The organism is Salinimicrobium oceani, from assembly GCF_012037645.1.
This window is the reverse complement of sequence record NZ_JAAVJR010000001.1, coordinates 290,380-306,719: the sequence shown is the minus strand read 5'-3', so window position 1 is coordinate 306,719 and position 16,340 is coordinate 290,380. Positions and strand designations below refer to the sequence as shown.

The window sequence follows — 16,340 nt, the reverse complement described above, 5'->3', positions numbered from 1 at the left end:
TAAACCTTCGTGGTGAAACCAAAAGGTGTGGATATTGACTCAAATGTAAATTCATTCCGCAGCAGGAAATATGATACAGGTCATATAGTTTTTAAAATGAACTTATTAAGAATAATTCTTAGTTAAGGAAAATATGATTACCGTCATGTCGGCGCAGGTAAAGCCACAATACTTTTATTGGAAATTTTATTATTAATCCAAAAAATAAAAGTTATGGCTCTTTTTATAACAGACGAGTGTATCAACTGTGATGCATGTATTTCGGAATGTCCGAATACCGCTATCTACGAACCCGATCAGGAATGGTCATTAGCAGAAGAAACTGCACTTGAAGGAATTGTTATTACGCCAGGAGGAGAAGAAAAGGATGCTAATGAGCAACGCGAGGCATTGTCTGATGAATTCTATTTCATCGTAGCAGATAAATGTACCGAGTGTAAAGGTTTCCACGATTCTCCACAATGTGTTTCTGTATGTCCTGTGGATTGTATACATCCAAGAGAAGATATGGAAGAAAACGAGGAAGAATTACTGGCCAAAAAAGTTTGGCTTCACGGTGCCTAATTATATAGAACAATATTATGGTGAAAGAATTTCCCAAACTCATTTGTGATGCCAACGAAGCTGTTGCCCGTGTAGCGCATAAGACGAATGAAGTATGTGCCATTTATCCTATAACCCCTGCCTCTCCCATGGGAGAGCATGTGGATGTTTATAGTTCAAAAGGCAAAAAGAACATTTGGAACAATGTTCCGAAAATTGTAGAAATGCAAAGCGAGGGAGGTGCGGCAGGTGCTGTGCACGGTTCCTTACAGGCGGGTGCATTGACTACGACCTTTACGGCCTCACAAGGTTTACTCCTTATGATCCCCAACATGTATAAGATCGCAGGCGAACTGCTGCCCAATGTCATACATGTTGCAGCAAGAACAATTGCAACTCATGCGCTTTCCATTTTCGGAGATCATTCAGATGTTATGGCAGCCCGGCAAACGGGCTTTTCTATGCTCTTTGGAGGCTCGGTTCAGGAAGCGCAGGATTTTGCTCTTATTTCGCAGGTAGCTACTATTAGATCACGAGTGCCTTTTCTGAACATTTTCGACGGATTTAGAACTTCTCACGAGATCTCCAAGATAGATGGGATTCCGGATGATATCATTAAGGCAATGATGCCCGAAGATAAGATCATGGAGCATAAGAAACGCTCTCTTGATCCAGACAGCCCTGTAATCCGTGGTACTTCCCAAAACCCCGATGTGTTCTTCCAGGCACGTGAAGCGGCTAATCAATATTACCAGAATGTGCCCGAGATCGTGCAGGAGATCATGGACGAGTTCTATATGCACACAGGTCGCAGGTACAACCTTTTCGACTATGAAGGCCATCCTGAAGCTGAAAAAGTTGTTGTTATCATGGGATCTGGTGAAGGTGCCGTGAGAGAAACCGTTGATACCTTGCTAAATTCTGATGAAAAAGTTGGTGTATTGATCGTTAGGCTTTACAGGCCATTCTCCATAAAGGATTTCATTGCTAAGGTGCCAAAAACGGTAAAAAAGATCGCTGTTCTTGACAGGACCAAAGAACCCGGAAGTACGGGAGATCCGCTTTACCTGGATGTAGTCACCGCTTTTGCCGAGACCGGTGGAAATATTCCGCAGGTCGTTGCCGGCCGTTACGGACTTTCTTCCAAGGAGTTCAATCCTGCCATGGTAAAAGGTATCTTTGATGAGCTAGAAAAACCTCAGCCAAAGAACCATTTTACAGTAGGTATCAATGATGATGTTACCTTCAGCAGCCTTCTCTATAACCCGGTTTTCAAGACGAAGAAAACCACCTTTAATTGTCTGTTCTATGGTTTAGGGTCCGATGGTACTGTAGGTGCTAATAAAAACTCCATCAAGATCATTGGGGAAACTACAGATAATTATGTTCAGGGATATTTTGTTTACGATTCTAAAAAGGCAGGTTCACAAACTGTTTCCCACCTGCGCTTTGGTCCGCAGCCAATTTTCTCCAGTTATCTGATTAATACTGCCGACTTTATTGCTTGTCACCAGTTCAATTTTGTTGAGAAATATGACCTGCTGAAAAAGATAAAAAAAGGAGGAACTTTTCTTCTGAATTCTCCTTTCTCTAATGAGGAAGTTTGGGATATGCTTCCGAAGAAAATGCAGGAAGACATTGTAGAGAAGGAACTGAAATTCTATGTGGTAGATGCTACAAAAGTAGCTTTTGAAGCCAAGCTAGGAAAACGTACAAACACCGTTCTTCAAACCTGTTTCTTTGCGATATCCGGAGTGCTTCCTGAAGATGAAGCTATTCAGAAGATCAAAGATGCTATTGTAAAATCTTACTCTCACAAGGGAGAAAAGATCGTGCAGATGAACTTCAATGCGGTCGACAAATCTTTAGAATACCTCCAAAAAGTAGATTATCCGAAGCAAATTACCAGCAACAAGTATCTTAAGCCAATGATGACCGGCGAAGCCGATCCTTTTGTGAAAGATGTTCTTGGTAAGATCCTGGCTGGCCAGGGAGATGAACTTCCAGTGAGCGCATTCCCTGTTGATGGGACATTCCCTACAGGTACTACTCAGTATGAAAAACGTGGTATTGCCGACTTTGTCCCTGTTTGGGATGGGGCAGACCTTTGTACCCAGTGTAACAAGTGTGTAGCTATTTGTCCACACGCTGCAATTCGTGCAAAAGTAGTTCCTACTGCAGATCTTGCCGATGCTCCTGCTACGCTTACTACAGTTGCCGCTAAAGGAAGACCTTTCACAGGAACAGATTCTTATATCCTTCAGGTGTCTCCAGAAGATTGTACCGGTTGTGATCTTTGTGTAGCCGTTTGTCCAGCAGAGAGCAAAGAAGTGGAAAATTTCAAAGCCATTAATATGCGCAACAAACTTGATGTTGCTGAAGCCGAGAACAAGAACTGGGATTACTTTACCGGCCTTCCATATTACGATCGCACCGAGTTACAAATCACTAATGTGAAAGGATCTCAATTCCTTGAACCATTATTCGAATTTTCGGGTGCATGTTCGGGATGTGGGGAAACTCCTTATATCAAAATGTTGACCCAGCTTTACGGCGACAGCATTATGATCGCAAATGCTACAGGCTGTTCCTCTATCTACGGCGGAAACCTTCCAACCACTCCATACAAGAAAAATGAATTCGGAAGAGGTCCCGCTTGGGCTAACTCCCTGTTCGAGGACAATGCTGAGTTTGGATTAGGAATGAAATTAGCTCTCACCAAGAAGCAGGAGATCGCAGTAGATCTTCTGAAGGAACTTGAGCCGGTGATCGGTTCAGAACTTGTGAATGCTATTCTGAATAATCCGGAAACAGATGAAATTCAGAAAAAGCAAAAACATGCCGACATTGCTGAATTGAAGAACATTCTTTCTACCATTGGAACTCCTGAAGCTCTGAAACTAGATCAGCTCACCGAATATCTGCGTAAAAAGGCAGTCTGGATCCTTGGAGGAGATGGATGGGCTTACGACATAGGCTACGGCGGAGTGGATCACGTATTGGCATCGGGAGAAGACATCAATATCCTGGTGATGGATACCGAAGTGTACTCCAATACCGGCGGACAAATGTCTAAGGCAACCCCGCTGGGAGCCAGTGCGAAATTTGCTGTATCGGGTAAGAGAACTTCTAAGAAGAGTCTTGCCTTACAGGCTGTTTCATACCAGAACGTCTATGTAGCCCAGGTTGCTATTGGAGCTAAGGATATGCAGACTCTAAAAGCTATTGAAGAAGCTGCGGCTTATCCCGGTCCTTCGATCATCATTGCGTACTCACATTGTGGGGAGCACGGTTATGATCTTAAGCATGGGCCACGGCAGCAGGAAAAAGCTGTGGAGACAGGTTACTGGCCACTCTTCAGGTTTGATCCTTCAAAAGAAAAAGGAAAGAGATTTAAGCTGGATTCCAAACCTCCACAGGCACCGCTCGAAGAGTTCATGTATAACGAAACCCGCTTCACCCGTGTGGCCAAAGAAAATGCCGAAATCGGGGCAGCCTTGTTAAAGCAGGCTCAGGAAGAAGTGGATTCCAAGTGGGAAAGACTTGAACTACATAGAGATATGTAACCTTTTAAAAATGGCTTTTTTGGCAGGTATTTATTCCTGCCAAAAAGGCCTCTGTTCAACTAAATTTAATTCTATGGAAAGCAAAGCACCCGGTCTCTTTGATGAAGCTGTTAAAAAGCTTCGGGAAGCCAACGAAGAGCTTTGCAGGCCCGAGGAGGATGTAGTATCTTATCTGGTCTGTAAGAATTCCCAATTCGCTATCGAGCGTTTTATGAGAGGATATCTTCTCAAGAACAGCATTGAACCTGCAAGGGATGAGAACATTAACACTCTTTTCAAAAGATGTGTAGCCTTAAATGAAAAGTTTGGGGAGATCGACCTGCATGACTTTACATGTAAAGGCCATAAACCCGATTCCCGCTCCTGTAGTGATACTGAAAAGGTAAGCCGATGCTTTGAACTCGCCAGTAAAATGGATGATTTGCTTCGACGGGAAAAGGTTATCGTATAACAAATGACTCTTTTAAAAATTGGGGCCCTGCACAATGCTGCTGGGCCTTCTTTTTTGGAGTTAATACAAAGAAATGATCTAAAAAAAAGAGCGTTAACATAATTATAACAGGAAATTGTTAGATTTGTAAGTGTAGAGCCCCAATTCTACATCCCTACAAAATCTGTTATGGCAAAAACTGCCCTGATTATTCAGCAGGACCTTATTCTATTAAAGGTCCTGGAAAGAATGATATTATCGCACCAGTACCAGTGCAAGGCTATTCGAGCGCTGGACGAACTCAATATTGAGGACCAGAGCGAAAACTTTGATATCATAATTTCCGATATACTTTTTGACGGTATCGCTCCTTTAGACTATGTTTTCCAGATAAAGGAGATCATCAAGCACCAAACCCTGCTCATCATAACCAGCATGGGCCAGAAGAAAGTACGGCAGGAAATTCTCAACATGGGACATGTTGCAGGGTTTTTTGCAGTTCCCTTCAATTTTGATAAGGTAGAAACATATCTCCACTAGTATGGCTGAACAATTACTCCTACTTATCGAATTTCTTTCTGTTTTTCTCATCATGGTATGGCTCACTATCGGGTTCAGCCTGATATACCGCAAACGCAGATTGAAACAGCTGTTAAAAATAGAAGTCACTTTTGCCGAAGAAATAGGAAAGTTTCTGTATCCTTCAGAAGGAAAGGATTATCATTTTTTAAAGGTGCAACGAGCCCTGCAAAAGGCTGGCGCCAAACCTTCCAAAAAGGGCAATATCCAGTACCTAATCGACCTGATGATAAGAGCGCAACGTTCTATGCTGGGGGAGAATTATTCCCGGTTGCAGGTGTTGTTTAGTCAGATTCCGCCTTACAGAGCTTCTCTTTCAAAATTAAACAGCAGGAAGTGGTATATCAAGGCCCGGGGAATCAGGGAGATCTATGAAATGGAACAGGTGCAGTACATCAAAGAAATAACCAGGGAAAGGAACAATCCCAACATCTTTGTAAGACGGGAAGCACAAATAGCCATGGTTGTTTTCCTTGGCTGGGAAAGCCTGCGTTTTCTTCCTTATCTCAAAAGAGAGATGACCTTATGGCAACAAATAAAGATCGTAGAGAAATTATTTGCTCATTATCCTGAAGCACAGATAAAATATCTTCAAAAATCTTATGCTACTCAAAGGCCTTATGCACAGGAGTTATTGATGCGCATCATTCGAAAGTTCAACCTGTTCACAGAGGTAGGGTATATTATCAGTTTCCTGGATCATAAGGATTTTGATCGTCGTGAAACTGCCATATATTGTATTAAATCATTTCGGCTCACGGGAGAACAATTGGAGGAAGTGAAATCCAAGCTCTTTAAGATCGATAATACCGAACAACAGGTACAGCTGCTTAGATACGTGCAGCAGGTATCTGGCACTCCAGATCTGGAATTTTACAAGAAGATCCTGAAGTCCAAAAATGATATTTTGGAGTTGAGTGCAGCCGAAATTCTGTGGAACAGCGGTTATGAACAATTAGTGCACGAATTCTATTATAGTCAGTATGCTACGGGTGTTGCCTTAAAAGAAGTCATATGACAGAACTGCTCCAGGCCATTTACACAAAGATTAGCTGGATATTCTTTGTTTATGGAGCTTTGCTGCTGTCCATTTATTTTCTTGGAGTCATTCTTTCTGCAAGAGCTGTTAAGCGGAATAAACGGAGGGCAAGATTCCTGGAGGTGAAAGATATCGTCAGCGCCACAGATATTCCCTCGGTGACATTGGTAGCGCCTGCATATAATGAGGGTCTTACCATCGTAGAAAATGTAAAATCCCTCTTGTCCATTCAGTATCCGTTTTATGAACTCATAGTTGTTAATGATGGGAGTAAGGACAACTCGATGCAGCTGCTTATTGAGAAGTATAAATTAAAGCCGGTAGATTCGACTTTTATTGTACAACCTATTCCCACCGCAATGGTTCGGGCGGTGTACAAAAGCACCGAAATCCAATATAAACACCTCACCATAATTGATAAGAACAATGGTGGCCGAAGTGACGCCATTAACTGCGGAATCAACTTCGCAACTACCGAACTTGTTCTTTGTACCGACGCCGATTGTATTGTAGAGCAAGATGCGATCTTGAAAATGGTGCGGCCTTATCTGGAAGAAGGAGATAGTGAGATCATTGCCTGTGGCGGTGCCATAGGCGTTGCCAATGATTCAGATATCAGGGAAGGCATTTTGAAAAAATTACGTGTTCCCAAAGATCTTTTAACCACTACACAGGTGGTAGAATATATTAGAGCCTTTCTAATAGGCCGGATGGGTTGGGGAGAGGTAAATGGTTTAATGCTCGTTTCTGGTGCCTTTGGAATGTATCCACGTACAAGACTGCTGGAAGTGGGTGGTTTTAATACTAAAACTGTAGGAGAGGATCTCGAGCTATGCATACGGCTGAGGGTGCATATGGAAAAGCTGAAAAAAAAGTATAAAGTTGTTTACGTGCCAGAAACATTGTGCTGGACCGAAGTGCCTCATACTTATGAAATATTCGTAAAACAACGGGATCGTTGGGCTAGGGGGCTATGGGAAACTTTAAAGCTGCACAAATACCTGTTCCTCAATCCAAAATTCGGAAAGATGGGAATGATCTTTTTCCCTTACTGGTGCTTCTTCGAATTTGGTGCTCCTATCATTGAATTTCTTGGGATCATTTTCATGATCATCTTTGGATATTATGGCTTGATCGACTGGAATTCCGCAATACTGCTTTTTACAGCTGTTTATTTATTGGGATGCATATTTTCATCTGTTGCAGTATTCTTTTACATCCTCAACTTCAGGCATTATTCTTCTGCTAGAGAGGTTGCCGAATTACTGCTGGCCTCATACCTGGAACCTTTTCTGTTTCATCCGGTGCTGGTTTTCGGGCAGTTGAAAGGGCTTTACAAAAAGCTTTTCAGAATTGAATCTGGCTGGGGTACTATGACTCGTAAAGGATTTAGTTCAGAAGCTTCAGCTTAAAATTTATATCTGTAGCTAAAGCTGGTAGTGTACTGGGTTCCAGTTTCTTCTCTGGGCAGGTCTTCGGTAAGTATTCCGCCGCTAAAGGAGATCACATGGTGCATCCCAAATGTCTTATTTATACCGGCGTTGAAATAACGAGCTTCCAGGGTTGGATTTTCCTGTGCCCGGGTGTATAAAGTGGGTTCATCGGGAGAGATGCCGCTGCCAAACCTTCCAAAAAGGTAATTTTCAGGAGTGCTTAAATAGTAGCGTACATTGAATTGATAATTCTGCACCATTTGCTCGAGCCGTTCAGGGCCAATAAAGGCACGGGCATTGAGATAAAATTTGCCGGTATAAGCGGTGAGTCCTGCAATTGCAGTAAAATAGCTGTTGTCGTTATAGAACAAACTTCTAAAGCCTGCTTCGGCTTCAAGGGAAGTTGCAAAATTGTAAAATAAAGAAGCACTTGCCCTGTAATCTGGAAAGATCTGCCCTTCAGAAAAGCCCAGATTAGCGAAGGCGTACATTTTATCAGAAAAAATGGGATAAGCTTCGATCTCGTAGAGGCTACCATCATTATAAGATCTGTCAGAATAGGTGGCTCTGCCTATAAGAGCGAGATGCGGGAAGTTGTGCTGGTACTCTGCGCTCAAGGCATACCACGAATTATTTCGGGAATAATTGTCACTGAAAGTGATGTACTGGCCTGTCACCTGTACAGCATCCTTAACTGTTAAGTTCATGATTTGCTGTATTGCATACCGTTGCCCGTCATCAAGGTTTGAAGCAGAATAGGTTTCCGATGCCAGTACCCTTGCATCCTCAAACCTCCCATTTTCCAGAAGCAACCTTGCTTTATAGATCATCATATCGGGATCGGACCCATAGATGTTCAGCAAGTTTTCATTGTATTTCAGGGCCATATCGCCTTTTAACTGGTTAAGTCTCTGCATTGCAATGCTTTTCACCCCTTCATAGTCTGGTGCATTGGCAAGAAGCAGGTCTATATCAGTTCCGGCTGCTTCAAATTTCTGAAGAGCGAAAAGCGTTCTAACCTTCAGGATCCTAATGTCATGATAATCTGGAGCAACTTCCAAGCCTTTTTTGGTGAGATCAAGAGCCTCGGAATATCTAGCTTCCCTGTACTCCTGAAGTGCCTGCAGGTAAAGTTTATCGGTGTCTAATTGCTGAGCATGGCCTACGAAACTGCTGAAGAGGCATACAAAAAAAAGAAGCTTGAATTTTGTCATTTTTGAGGGGCAATGTTGCGTCAAATGTATAAAATTTACCTTCACCTCTTTAAAGTCTTTCGGGGAAGCTGAGCAAGATCATAATTATCACGGACAAATTTATCTTCTTTTGTCTAGTATAAAACCAGCTTTCATGAAACTCACAACTTGTTGCTTTCTTATGTTAAGCATTTTCCTCTCCCCGTTTTCCATGCATTCCCAGAACTTTGAAGCCGGCCTGCAGTTGAGACCGAGATATGAATTCAGAAATGGGTTTAAGACGCTTCTTGTGGAGGAGGAGGATCCGGCATCGTTTATTTCCCAGCGGTCACGATTGTTCCTGGGTTTTGAAAACGAAGCCCTGCAGGTAAAATTCTCTGTTCAGAGCACAGGAGTGTGGGGAGATTCTCCCACTATGCGGCTGGAAGATAATAATGCCCTCTCAGTTTTTGAAGCTTATGGTCAATACCAGGTGAGTCCGCAGTTTATTTTGCGTGTGGGAAGACAGGTGCTTACATATGATAATCAAAGAATACTCGGAGAAGTAGATTGGGCGCAGCAGGCCCAAAGTCATGATGCGGCGCTTCTTTCCTGGTGGCTGGCAGGAAATCACAGGCTTGATGTAGGTGCGGCCTACAATTCATCGGCCGAAACGGTGGCCAGAATTCCTTATAATGTCAATTCATATAAGAACATGCAGTTTGCCTGGTATCATTTGGATGTAAATAAGGTTGGCTTCAGCTTTTTGCTTTTAAATACAGGCTATGAACATGGTCTCGCAGGTGCCTCCCCTAAAGTGGATTACCTGCAGACTTATGGTGCTTTTCACCAATTCAATTCGGGTAATTTTTTTGGAAATGTAGCAGCCTATGGTCAGACAGGGGAGCGAAATGACCGGGAAGTGGATGCGTGGTACGCTGGAATAAATCTGAATTATAAATTGAACACCGCCTGGACCCTGGGTATGGGAGGAGAATATTTTTCGGGTACAGACAGAAGTGAAAGCTCTGAGCACATTTTTTCCTTCACCCCGCTCTTCGGAACAAATCACGGCTTTAATGGTTCGATGGATTATTTCTTCGTGGGAAACCATCAAAATGATGTCGGTCTCCTTGATCTCTACGGGAAACTCTCCTGGAAATCATCAAAATCCGAAGTTTTCGTTGCGCCTCATTTCTTTTCTTCAGCAGCTGAAGTGGGTGCGGGTTATGCTCCTTACTTAGGTACAGAAATAGATTTTGTAGGTCTTTACAAGGTACAGCGCGATTTCTCCATAGGTATTGGTTATTCCCAGATGTTTGCATCAGCAACTTTGGAAGTGTTAAAGGGAGGAGACAGAGACAGAACGCAGAACTGGGCATGGATCATGCTGAATTTTACACCAAAAATATTCCAGTTTTCTCCTAAAGACCTTCAGTAGGTAAAGACTTAAAAATTTGAGCAAGGCAGGAAATTTAACCTGCCTTTTTTGTTTGGGAAACATCGTTTCAAGAAGCTTATATTTGTGTTCTTAAGTAAAATTATTTCAGAAATGAAAATGAAGAATTTATTGATACTAGCTATTTGTTTGCTGAATTTTTCCGCAGTAGCAGTGGCTCAAAAAGTTACTTCTCCCAATGGAGAGATGCAAATGCAATTTGAACTTATGGAAGATGGCACTCCTGCCTATAACCTTACATATAAGGGAAAACCTGTCATTAAAACCAGTAAACTTGGGCTCAAATTAAAAGATGATGAGCACTCGCTGCTTAACAATTTTGAAGTGATCGAGCGTGAAGAGTCTAGTTTTGATGAGACCTGGGAACCGGTGTGGGGAGAAGAAAGCGAGATACGGAATCAGTATAAAGAACTTGCCGTAATACTGAATCAAAAATCAACAAACCGGCAGATGATCATTAGGTTCAGAGTGTTTAATGACGGACTAGGTTTTAGATATGAATTTCCGCAGCAACAAAACCTGGGACATTTCATAGTGGAAGATGAAAGAACCGAATTTGCCATGACAGGAGATCATACTGCCTTCTGGATTCCAGGAGACTACGATACCCAGGAATATGATTACACCGAATCCCGGTTAAGTGAAATTCGAGGCCTAATGGAAGAGTCAATTACAGATAACCTTTCTCAAACCTCTTTTTCGGATACCGGAGTACAGACTTCCCTTTTACTTAGAACCGATGATGGGCTGTATATCAACCTGCACGAAGCAGCACTACTTGATTATTCGGCTATGCACCTGGAGCTGGATGATGAGAACATGATATTCACTTCATGGCTAACTCCAGATGTTACCGGGAATAAGGCTTATATGATCGCTCCAGGCCAAACCCCCTGGAGAACGATCATTGTTAGTGATGATGCCCGTGAGATCCTGGCTTCGAGAATGACCTACAATCTTAATGATCCCGTGGCTTTGGAAGATACTTCGTGGATCAAGCCAATGAAGTACATTGGGGTGTGGTGGGAAATGATCACAGGGAAAAGTTCCTGGCATTTTACCAATGACTTTGCTGCCGTAAAGCTGGGTGAAACAGATTTTGAAAACGCAACGCCAAATGCTACACATGGTGCAACTACTAAAAATGTGAAGCGTTATATAGATTTTGCTGCCAGGCATGGTTTCGATGGGGTGCTGGTAGAAGGCTGGAATGTGGGCTGGGAAGACTGGTTTGGAAACTCAAAAGATTATGTTTTTGATTTTATGACTCCTTATCCAGATTTTAACCTTGAAGAGATAAGAGATTATGCCAAGAGCAAAGGAGTGGAGATGATCATGCATCATGAGACATCCTCTTCTGTAAGGAATTATGAGCGCCATATGGATGCTGCATATCAATTTATGAAAGACAACGGCTATAATGCTGTAAAAAGCGGATATGTAGGAGACATTCTACCAAGAGGAGAGAATCACTATAGTCAGTGGCTGGTGGATCATTATCAGTATGCCATCGAAAAAGCTGCCGATTATGAGATCATGGTCAATGCACACGAAGCTGTACGACCAACGGGTATTGCCCGTACATGGCCCAACCTTATTGCCAATGAGTCGGCAAGAGGAACAGAATATCAGGCTTTTGGAGGTTCGAAACCGAACCACGTAACAGTACTTCCATTCACACGGTTAATTGGGGGACCAATGGATTACACGCCTGGGATCTTTGAAATGGACATCAGCAAATTCAGCCCCAATAATGAATCGTGGGTGAATTCTACAATCGCTAATCAGCTGGCCTTGTATGTAACTATGTATTCTCCGCTGCAAATGGCAGCAGATCTTCCTGAAAATTACGAGCGGTTCCCAGATGCATTTCAGTTTATCAAAGATGTTGGAATGGATTGGGAAAAGAGTCTATACCTTGAGGCCGAGCCAGGAGACTACATCACCATTGCCAGAAAAGAAAAAGGCACTAACACCTGGTTTGTTGGAAACGTGAACGGGGAGACGCCGAGAACTTCAAAGATCAACCTTGATTTCCTCGAAAAAGGCAAGACCTACGTGGCGACGATCTATTCAGATACAAAGGATGCGCATTATAAGGATAATCCGCAGGCTTATAACATCAGGAAAGTGGTGGTGAACAACAAGTCGAAGCTTTCTCAGCGTTCTGCGCCGGGAGGTGGTTATGCGATAAGCATTATGGAAGCAGATAAGTCTGAGACAAAAGGCTTGAAGAAGTTATAGTTTATATGCTTCAAAAATGACAAAAAAGCAGGCGGTTTATCGCCTGCTTTTTTTGTGAAAGTGCTCGTCAGTTCGAGTGAATTGAGACTGCGGTAGCAGGATCAATTTGTATCGAGAACCGAGTGAGCGACAGCAGTGGCAGATTTGTATGCCGATCGACGGTCCCCGGCTACGCCTCAGTTCTCGATACAATTTCTTTTTCCGCTCTCGCTTTAAAAGAAATCACTCGAACTGATGGCGGGACTTTGCCATGGCAGAGTATAATCTTTTTGTAGTGATACCGTCAGTTCGAGTGAATTGAGACTGCGGTAGCAGGATCAATTTATATCGAGAACCAAGTGAATCTGGAACTGCGACAGCAGTGGCAGATTTGTATGCCGATCGACGGTCCCCGGCTACGCCTCTGTTCTCGATACAATTTCTTTTTCCGCTCTCGCTTTAAAAGAAATCACTCGAACTGACGGGAGCATTTCTTTTTCCCCTATTGCTCAGAAAAAGTAACTCGAACTGACGGCAGGACGATTAACAACACCCCGAATTAGGTTCACAGCATGCTCCTTCAACCTGTAATTCAGCCATTTTCAGGTTTGGCTTTTCTTTCATAGCTCCAGGTTTCTCGGCGTAAACGGTGATGCTGAAAATGCCTGTGCTACCTTTTTTAAATTCATCAATTTCGTGCTGGGAAAGATATTTTTCGAGAATATCATCGGGAATAGTGATTGGTTTTTCCTTTTGCAGCTGCAGATTCTGGAAACCTGCGTCTTTGATGTACTGCAAATAATCCTCTTTTTGAATGGCACCCGATACGCAGCCTGCGTACATTTCGGCGTCTTCTCTCAGAGATACAGGTAATTCTCCCAGCAGTACGATATCAGAAATACTAAAATGGCCTCCTGGTTTCAGAACCCGGTAGATCTCGGAAATTACCTTCTGTTTGTCTGGCACGAGATTTAGAACGCAGTTACTTACAATTACATCGGCCAAATTATCGCTGACAGGCATATCATCTATATCCCCTTCACGGAACTCAACATTATTGTATCCAAGTTTTTCAGCATTTATTCGAGCCTTCTTTATCATTTCGGGAGTGAAATCTACTCCAATTACTTTACCAGCTTGACCAGTTTCATGACGGGCTACAAAGCAATCATTCCCGGCACCCGAGCCTAGATCAATTACGGTATCTCCAGATTTGATTTTTGCAAACTGAGTAGGTAATCCGCAGCCTAGACCGAGATCTGCATCTTCAACATGACCTCTAGTTCCAGAGTAGTCATCCATCATGATGTTATAGACTTTGTTTGAGGGTGTAGTTGCGCCACAGCAGGAGGCGGCATTCTCGGCCTTACCTTGTTTTGCAATCTTTGAGTAACGCTCCTTCACAGCAGCTTTTATGTCCTGTTCTTTTTTCATAATAAAAGGTCTTAAATTTAAACGTAAATGCTTTATAGCAATATTACGATAAAAAGAAATACGAAGATGATTCTTCCCCTAAAAATTTTCCATCCAAACGGGAGAGGAGGCTTAATTTATAAATGTGATCAATTCTTAAAGTGCAAGAATTTCATCGTCGAGGCCAAGCTTAAAGAAAATAGCTTTTTCCTCTTTTCTCATGGCAGTGAGCTGGTCTCCTGCATGCTCCATAGTGGTTTCAATAAGATATTCCACTTCTGTTTCAGTATCAACTAACAGGAGCTGGTAGTTAAATCCTACGCCTTTCCTTGTGTCGTAGGTATCAAATCCAGAGGGGGAATATTTTCCCTTGAGCTCCTGACTCTCATCAAGAAAACATTTTGTTGCCAGTAACCTTGAAAGATGCAGGTCTTCTTCTTTTACTTCTTTTAATACAGTGATCTTATCTTCGGCTGCAGGTCTATGTGTGATCATTTCGACCCTGTAGAAATATCTAATTGTCTCCAATGTTGCTGCATTTATAGCGTTATATTTATAAATACCGGCCTCAGCCGTTTTTGAGAAATAGATCCCACTAGCGTAGTTCCTGTTGCTCCTGAAAAAGTGCCCAGTAAAAATCTTTCGAAAGTTTCTCCTTTGCTTGTTCCAGACTTTTGCTTCGCCCTCTTTTCCGAGTCTTCAATACCAGGTCGAATTCCGGAATGATCTTGGAACACAATCGTATTTTCTCCTTTTTATTAAGTTTTTTAACTTGGCATTTTACTGTTTCAAAAATCTCTTCAGATCTCATTTTTATTGATTTTGTGCTTTCAAATTAAGAAATTGCTGCTAAGATGTTTTTAGTTTTGGGATAGTTTAACTAGAAATCAAAAAGCGAGCAAAATTTGAGATGAATATTGTTACAGAAGCCCCTGTTTAGCCTGCTCAAGTCTGGATGCGTTCATTCTTTTTTAGGTAAAAGAGTGGAGGTTTAGGAAAATCTTAACCCTGTCTCAGCTGCTACTGCTGTCCTTTTAGGTAACTTGTAGTATGAGAATTATCCTACTTCTTTTTTGTTTGCTTCTCGGTTCCTGCACTTTTCCAAAGGATCCTGAAGGTTCCTTTGAAGAAGCCAAAAGCACTGGGCTTAAAGTAGGGCTGGTAGAGAATCCTCCTTATGTGATCTTTGAAGGAAAGGAAGCCTCTGGAAGCGAAGTGAAAATGTTGAGAGAATTTGCAGCACGGGAAGGTTTGCAACTGGAATTCACCAGAGGTTCAGAAAGTGAGCTTGTTAAGGAGCTTCACAATTATCATCTCCATATTGTTGCCGGGGGAATGGAAAAAAAGACTATTTGGAAAAAGAAGGCTGGCTTGTCCACCCCTTATGATAGCAGACATGTTTTCCTTATTCCCCGCGGGGAGAATAAGCTCCTGGAACGGCTCGAGAGGTATATTTTCAGTAAAAAGAAAAAAGGATGAGAAGTATCAAAGACTTTGAACTTCCGCCACATTTAAGGGAAACCCTTAAAAAGGCAAAGAAGCTGGAGTGGATAACCCTGGTTTATCTTGTCTCTGTCACCATACTTATGTACCTGGTTTTAGGCTCCAGCCAGGCCATGAAAACAGCATGGCTTGAAGATGTATTGAGCATCATACCCTCTGCTGGATTTCTTATTGCGAGTAAGATCAATAGCAAGGCGCCCAATGACAAATTCCCCTTTGGATATCACCGGGTCTTTTCCATTGCTTTTCTTGTAGGCGCCGTCGCACTCCTGGGGATGGGTCTTTTTCTTGTTTTTGATTCGAGCATGACGTTAATAAAAAAAGAACATCCTACCATAGGCCACATGCAGATCTTTGGCTATACAATATGGATGGGCTGGATCATGATAGCAGCGTTGATCTACAGCGCGGCACCGGCAATGTGGCTTGGTCAAAAGAAGGTTCCAATGGCCAAGAAACTGCACAATAAGCTCCTTTACACCGATGCCAGTGCGCAAAAGGCAGATTATCTTACAGCACTTGCAGCCATTCTCGGTATCCTTGGAGTGGGAATGGGATTGTGGTGGGCAGATTCTGTTGCGGCTATTTTTATCTCGGCATCTATTCTTAAAGATGGATTTAAACATACAAAAACTGCAGCCCTTGACCTTATGGATCGTTATCCACAACGGCTGTTAACCGAACATGAAGATGAGATCATCATAGATGTTTCTAACAGGGTCAAATCCTGGCCCTGGGTAAAAGAGGCAAAAGTGCGATTTAGAGAAGCAGGACAAGTTTATTTCGGTCAGATTGCTGTGGTGCCCAAAGGCGAATTAGATATGGATAAATTGATCCAGGGCTATGATGAGATCAAGGAAATGCACTGGAAATTACATGATTTTACTATAGATCCGGTAAAGGAACTTCCTAAATGGTAGTCAAATTCAGGATCTTCTTCTGCCATTAAAGCCTTTCTTGAATCCTTTCTTTCTCTCAAT

The 16,340-nt window shown here is 42.5% G+C and carries 14 protein-coding genes; 10 read left to right on the top strand and 4 right to left on the bottom strand.

Annotated elements, in window-relative coordinates; translation table 11 throughout:
* Positions 1-213: 213 nt before the first annotated feature.
* The 6 genes from HC175_RS01385 (at position 214) to HC175_RS01360 (ending at position 7,569) form a co-directional block, all read left to right on the top strand.
* Entirely contained in the window at positions 214-564 is a 351-nt protein-coding gene (locus HC175_RS01385; RefSeq protein WP_168136723.1) for a 4Fe-4S binding protein, read from the top strand.
* 17 nt (positions 565-581) lie between these two features.
* A complete protein-coding gene (gene nifJ, locus HC175_RS01380; protein WP_168136722.1) occupies positions 582-4,109 on the top strand; it encodes a pyruvate:ferredoxin (flavodoxin) oxidoreductase in 3,528 nt (1,175 codons plus the stop codon).
* A gap of 73 nt (positions 4,110-4,182) precedes the next feature.
* Entirely contained in the window at positions 4,183-4,560 is a 378-nt protein-coding gene (locus tag HC175_RS01375; RefSeq protein WP_168136721.1) for a hypothetical protein, read from the top strand.
* 168 nt (positions 4,561-4,728) lie between these two features.
* Positions 4,729-5,079 (top strand): response regulator, encoded by a 351-nt coding sequence (locus HC175_RS01370; protein ID WP_168136720.1) that lies wholly within the window; start codon positions 4,729-4,731, stop codon positions 5,077-5,079.
* Position 5,080: 1 nt separating this feature from the next.
* Positions 5,081-6,136, top strand: a complete 1,056-nt coding sequence (locus tag HC175_RS01365) for a hypothetical protein (RefSeq protein ID WP_168136719.1) — start codon at positions 5,081-5,083, stop codon at positions 6,134-6,136.
* Positions 6,133-7,569: a glycosyltransferase family 2 protein gene (locus tag HC175_RS01360; RefSeq protein WP_168136718.1), complete on the top strand. Its 1,437-nt coding sequence runs from the start codon at positions 6,133-6,135 to the stop codon at positions 7,567-7,569. The genes HC175_RS01365 and HC175_RS01360 overlap by 4 nt, the downstream gene beginning before the upstream one ends.
* Here HC175_RS01360 and HC175_RS01355 read toward each other — a convergent pair.
* Positions 7,566-8,804, bottom strand: a complete 1,239-nt coding sequence (locus HC175_RS01355; RefSeq protein WP_168136717.1) for a YaiO family outer membrane beta-barrel protein — start codon at positions 8,802-8,804, stop codon at positions 7,566-7,568. The two genes, HC175_RS01360 and HC175_RS01355, sit on opposite strands and share 4 nt — an antisense overlap.
* 133 nt (positions 8,805-8,937) lie before the next feature.
* Between HC175_RS01355 and HC175_RS01350 the strand changes: the two genes are divergently transcribed.
* Together HC175_RS01350 and HC175_RS01345 are read left to right on the top strand one after the other, a co-directional pair.
* Entirely contained in the window at positions 8,938-10,203 is a 1,266-nt protein-coding gene (locus HC175_RS01350) for an alginate export family protein (protein WP_168136716.1), read from the top strand.
* A 117-nt stretch (positions 10,204-10,320) separates the two neighbouring features.
* Entirely contained in the window at positions 10,321-12,465 is a 2,145-nt protein-coding gene (locus tag HC175_RS01345) for a glycoside hydrolase family 97 protein (protein ID WP_168137117.1), read from the top strand.
* 522 nt (positions 12,466-12,987) lie between these two features.
* Here HC175_RS01345 and HC175_RS01340 read toward each other — a convergent pair.
* The 3 genes from HC175_RS01340 to HC175_RS01330 form a co-directional block, all read right to left on the bottom strand.
* Complete coding sequence (locus HC175_RS01340; RefSeq protein WP_168136715.1) at positions 12,988-13,878, bottom strand: arsenite methyltransferase; 891 nt, start codon at positions 13,876-13,878, stop codon at positions 12,988-12,990.
* 135 nt (positions 13,879-14,013) lie between these two features.
* Positions 14,014-14,385: a hypothetical protein gene (locus HC175_RS01335; protein WP_168136714.1), complete on the bottom strand. Its 372-nt coding sequence runs from the start codon at positions 14,383-14,385 to the stop codon at positions 14,014-14,016.
* Positions 14,386-14,452: 67 nt separating this feature from the next.
* On the bottom strand, positions 14,453-14,668 hold the full coding sequence (locus HC175_RS01330; RefSeq protein WP_168136713.1) for a hypothetical protein: 216 nt from the start codon (positions 14,666-14,668) through the stop codon (positions 14,453-14,455).
* 239 nt (positions 14,669-14,907) lie between these two features.
* Between HC175_RS01330 and HC175_RS01325 the strand changes: the two genes are divergently transcribed.
* Positions 14,908-15,336, top strand: a complete 429-nt coding sequence (locus HC175_RS01325; protein WP_168136712.1) for a transporter substrate-binding domain-containing protein — start codon at positions 14,908-14,910, stop codon at positions 15,334-15,336.
* Positions 15,333-16,280, top strand: coding sequence for a cation diffusion facilitator family transporter (locus HC175_RS01320; protein ID WP_168136711.1), 948 nt, complete (start codon positions 15,333-15,335; stop codon positions 16,278-16,280). Before HC175_RS01325 ends, HC175_RS01320 begins: the two co-directional genes overlap by 4 nt.
* Positions 16,281-16,340 lie beyond the last annotated feature (60 nt).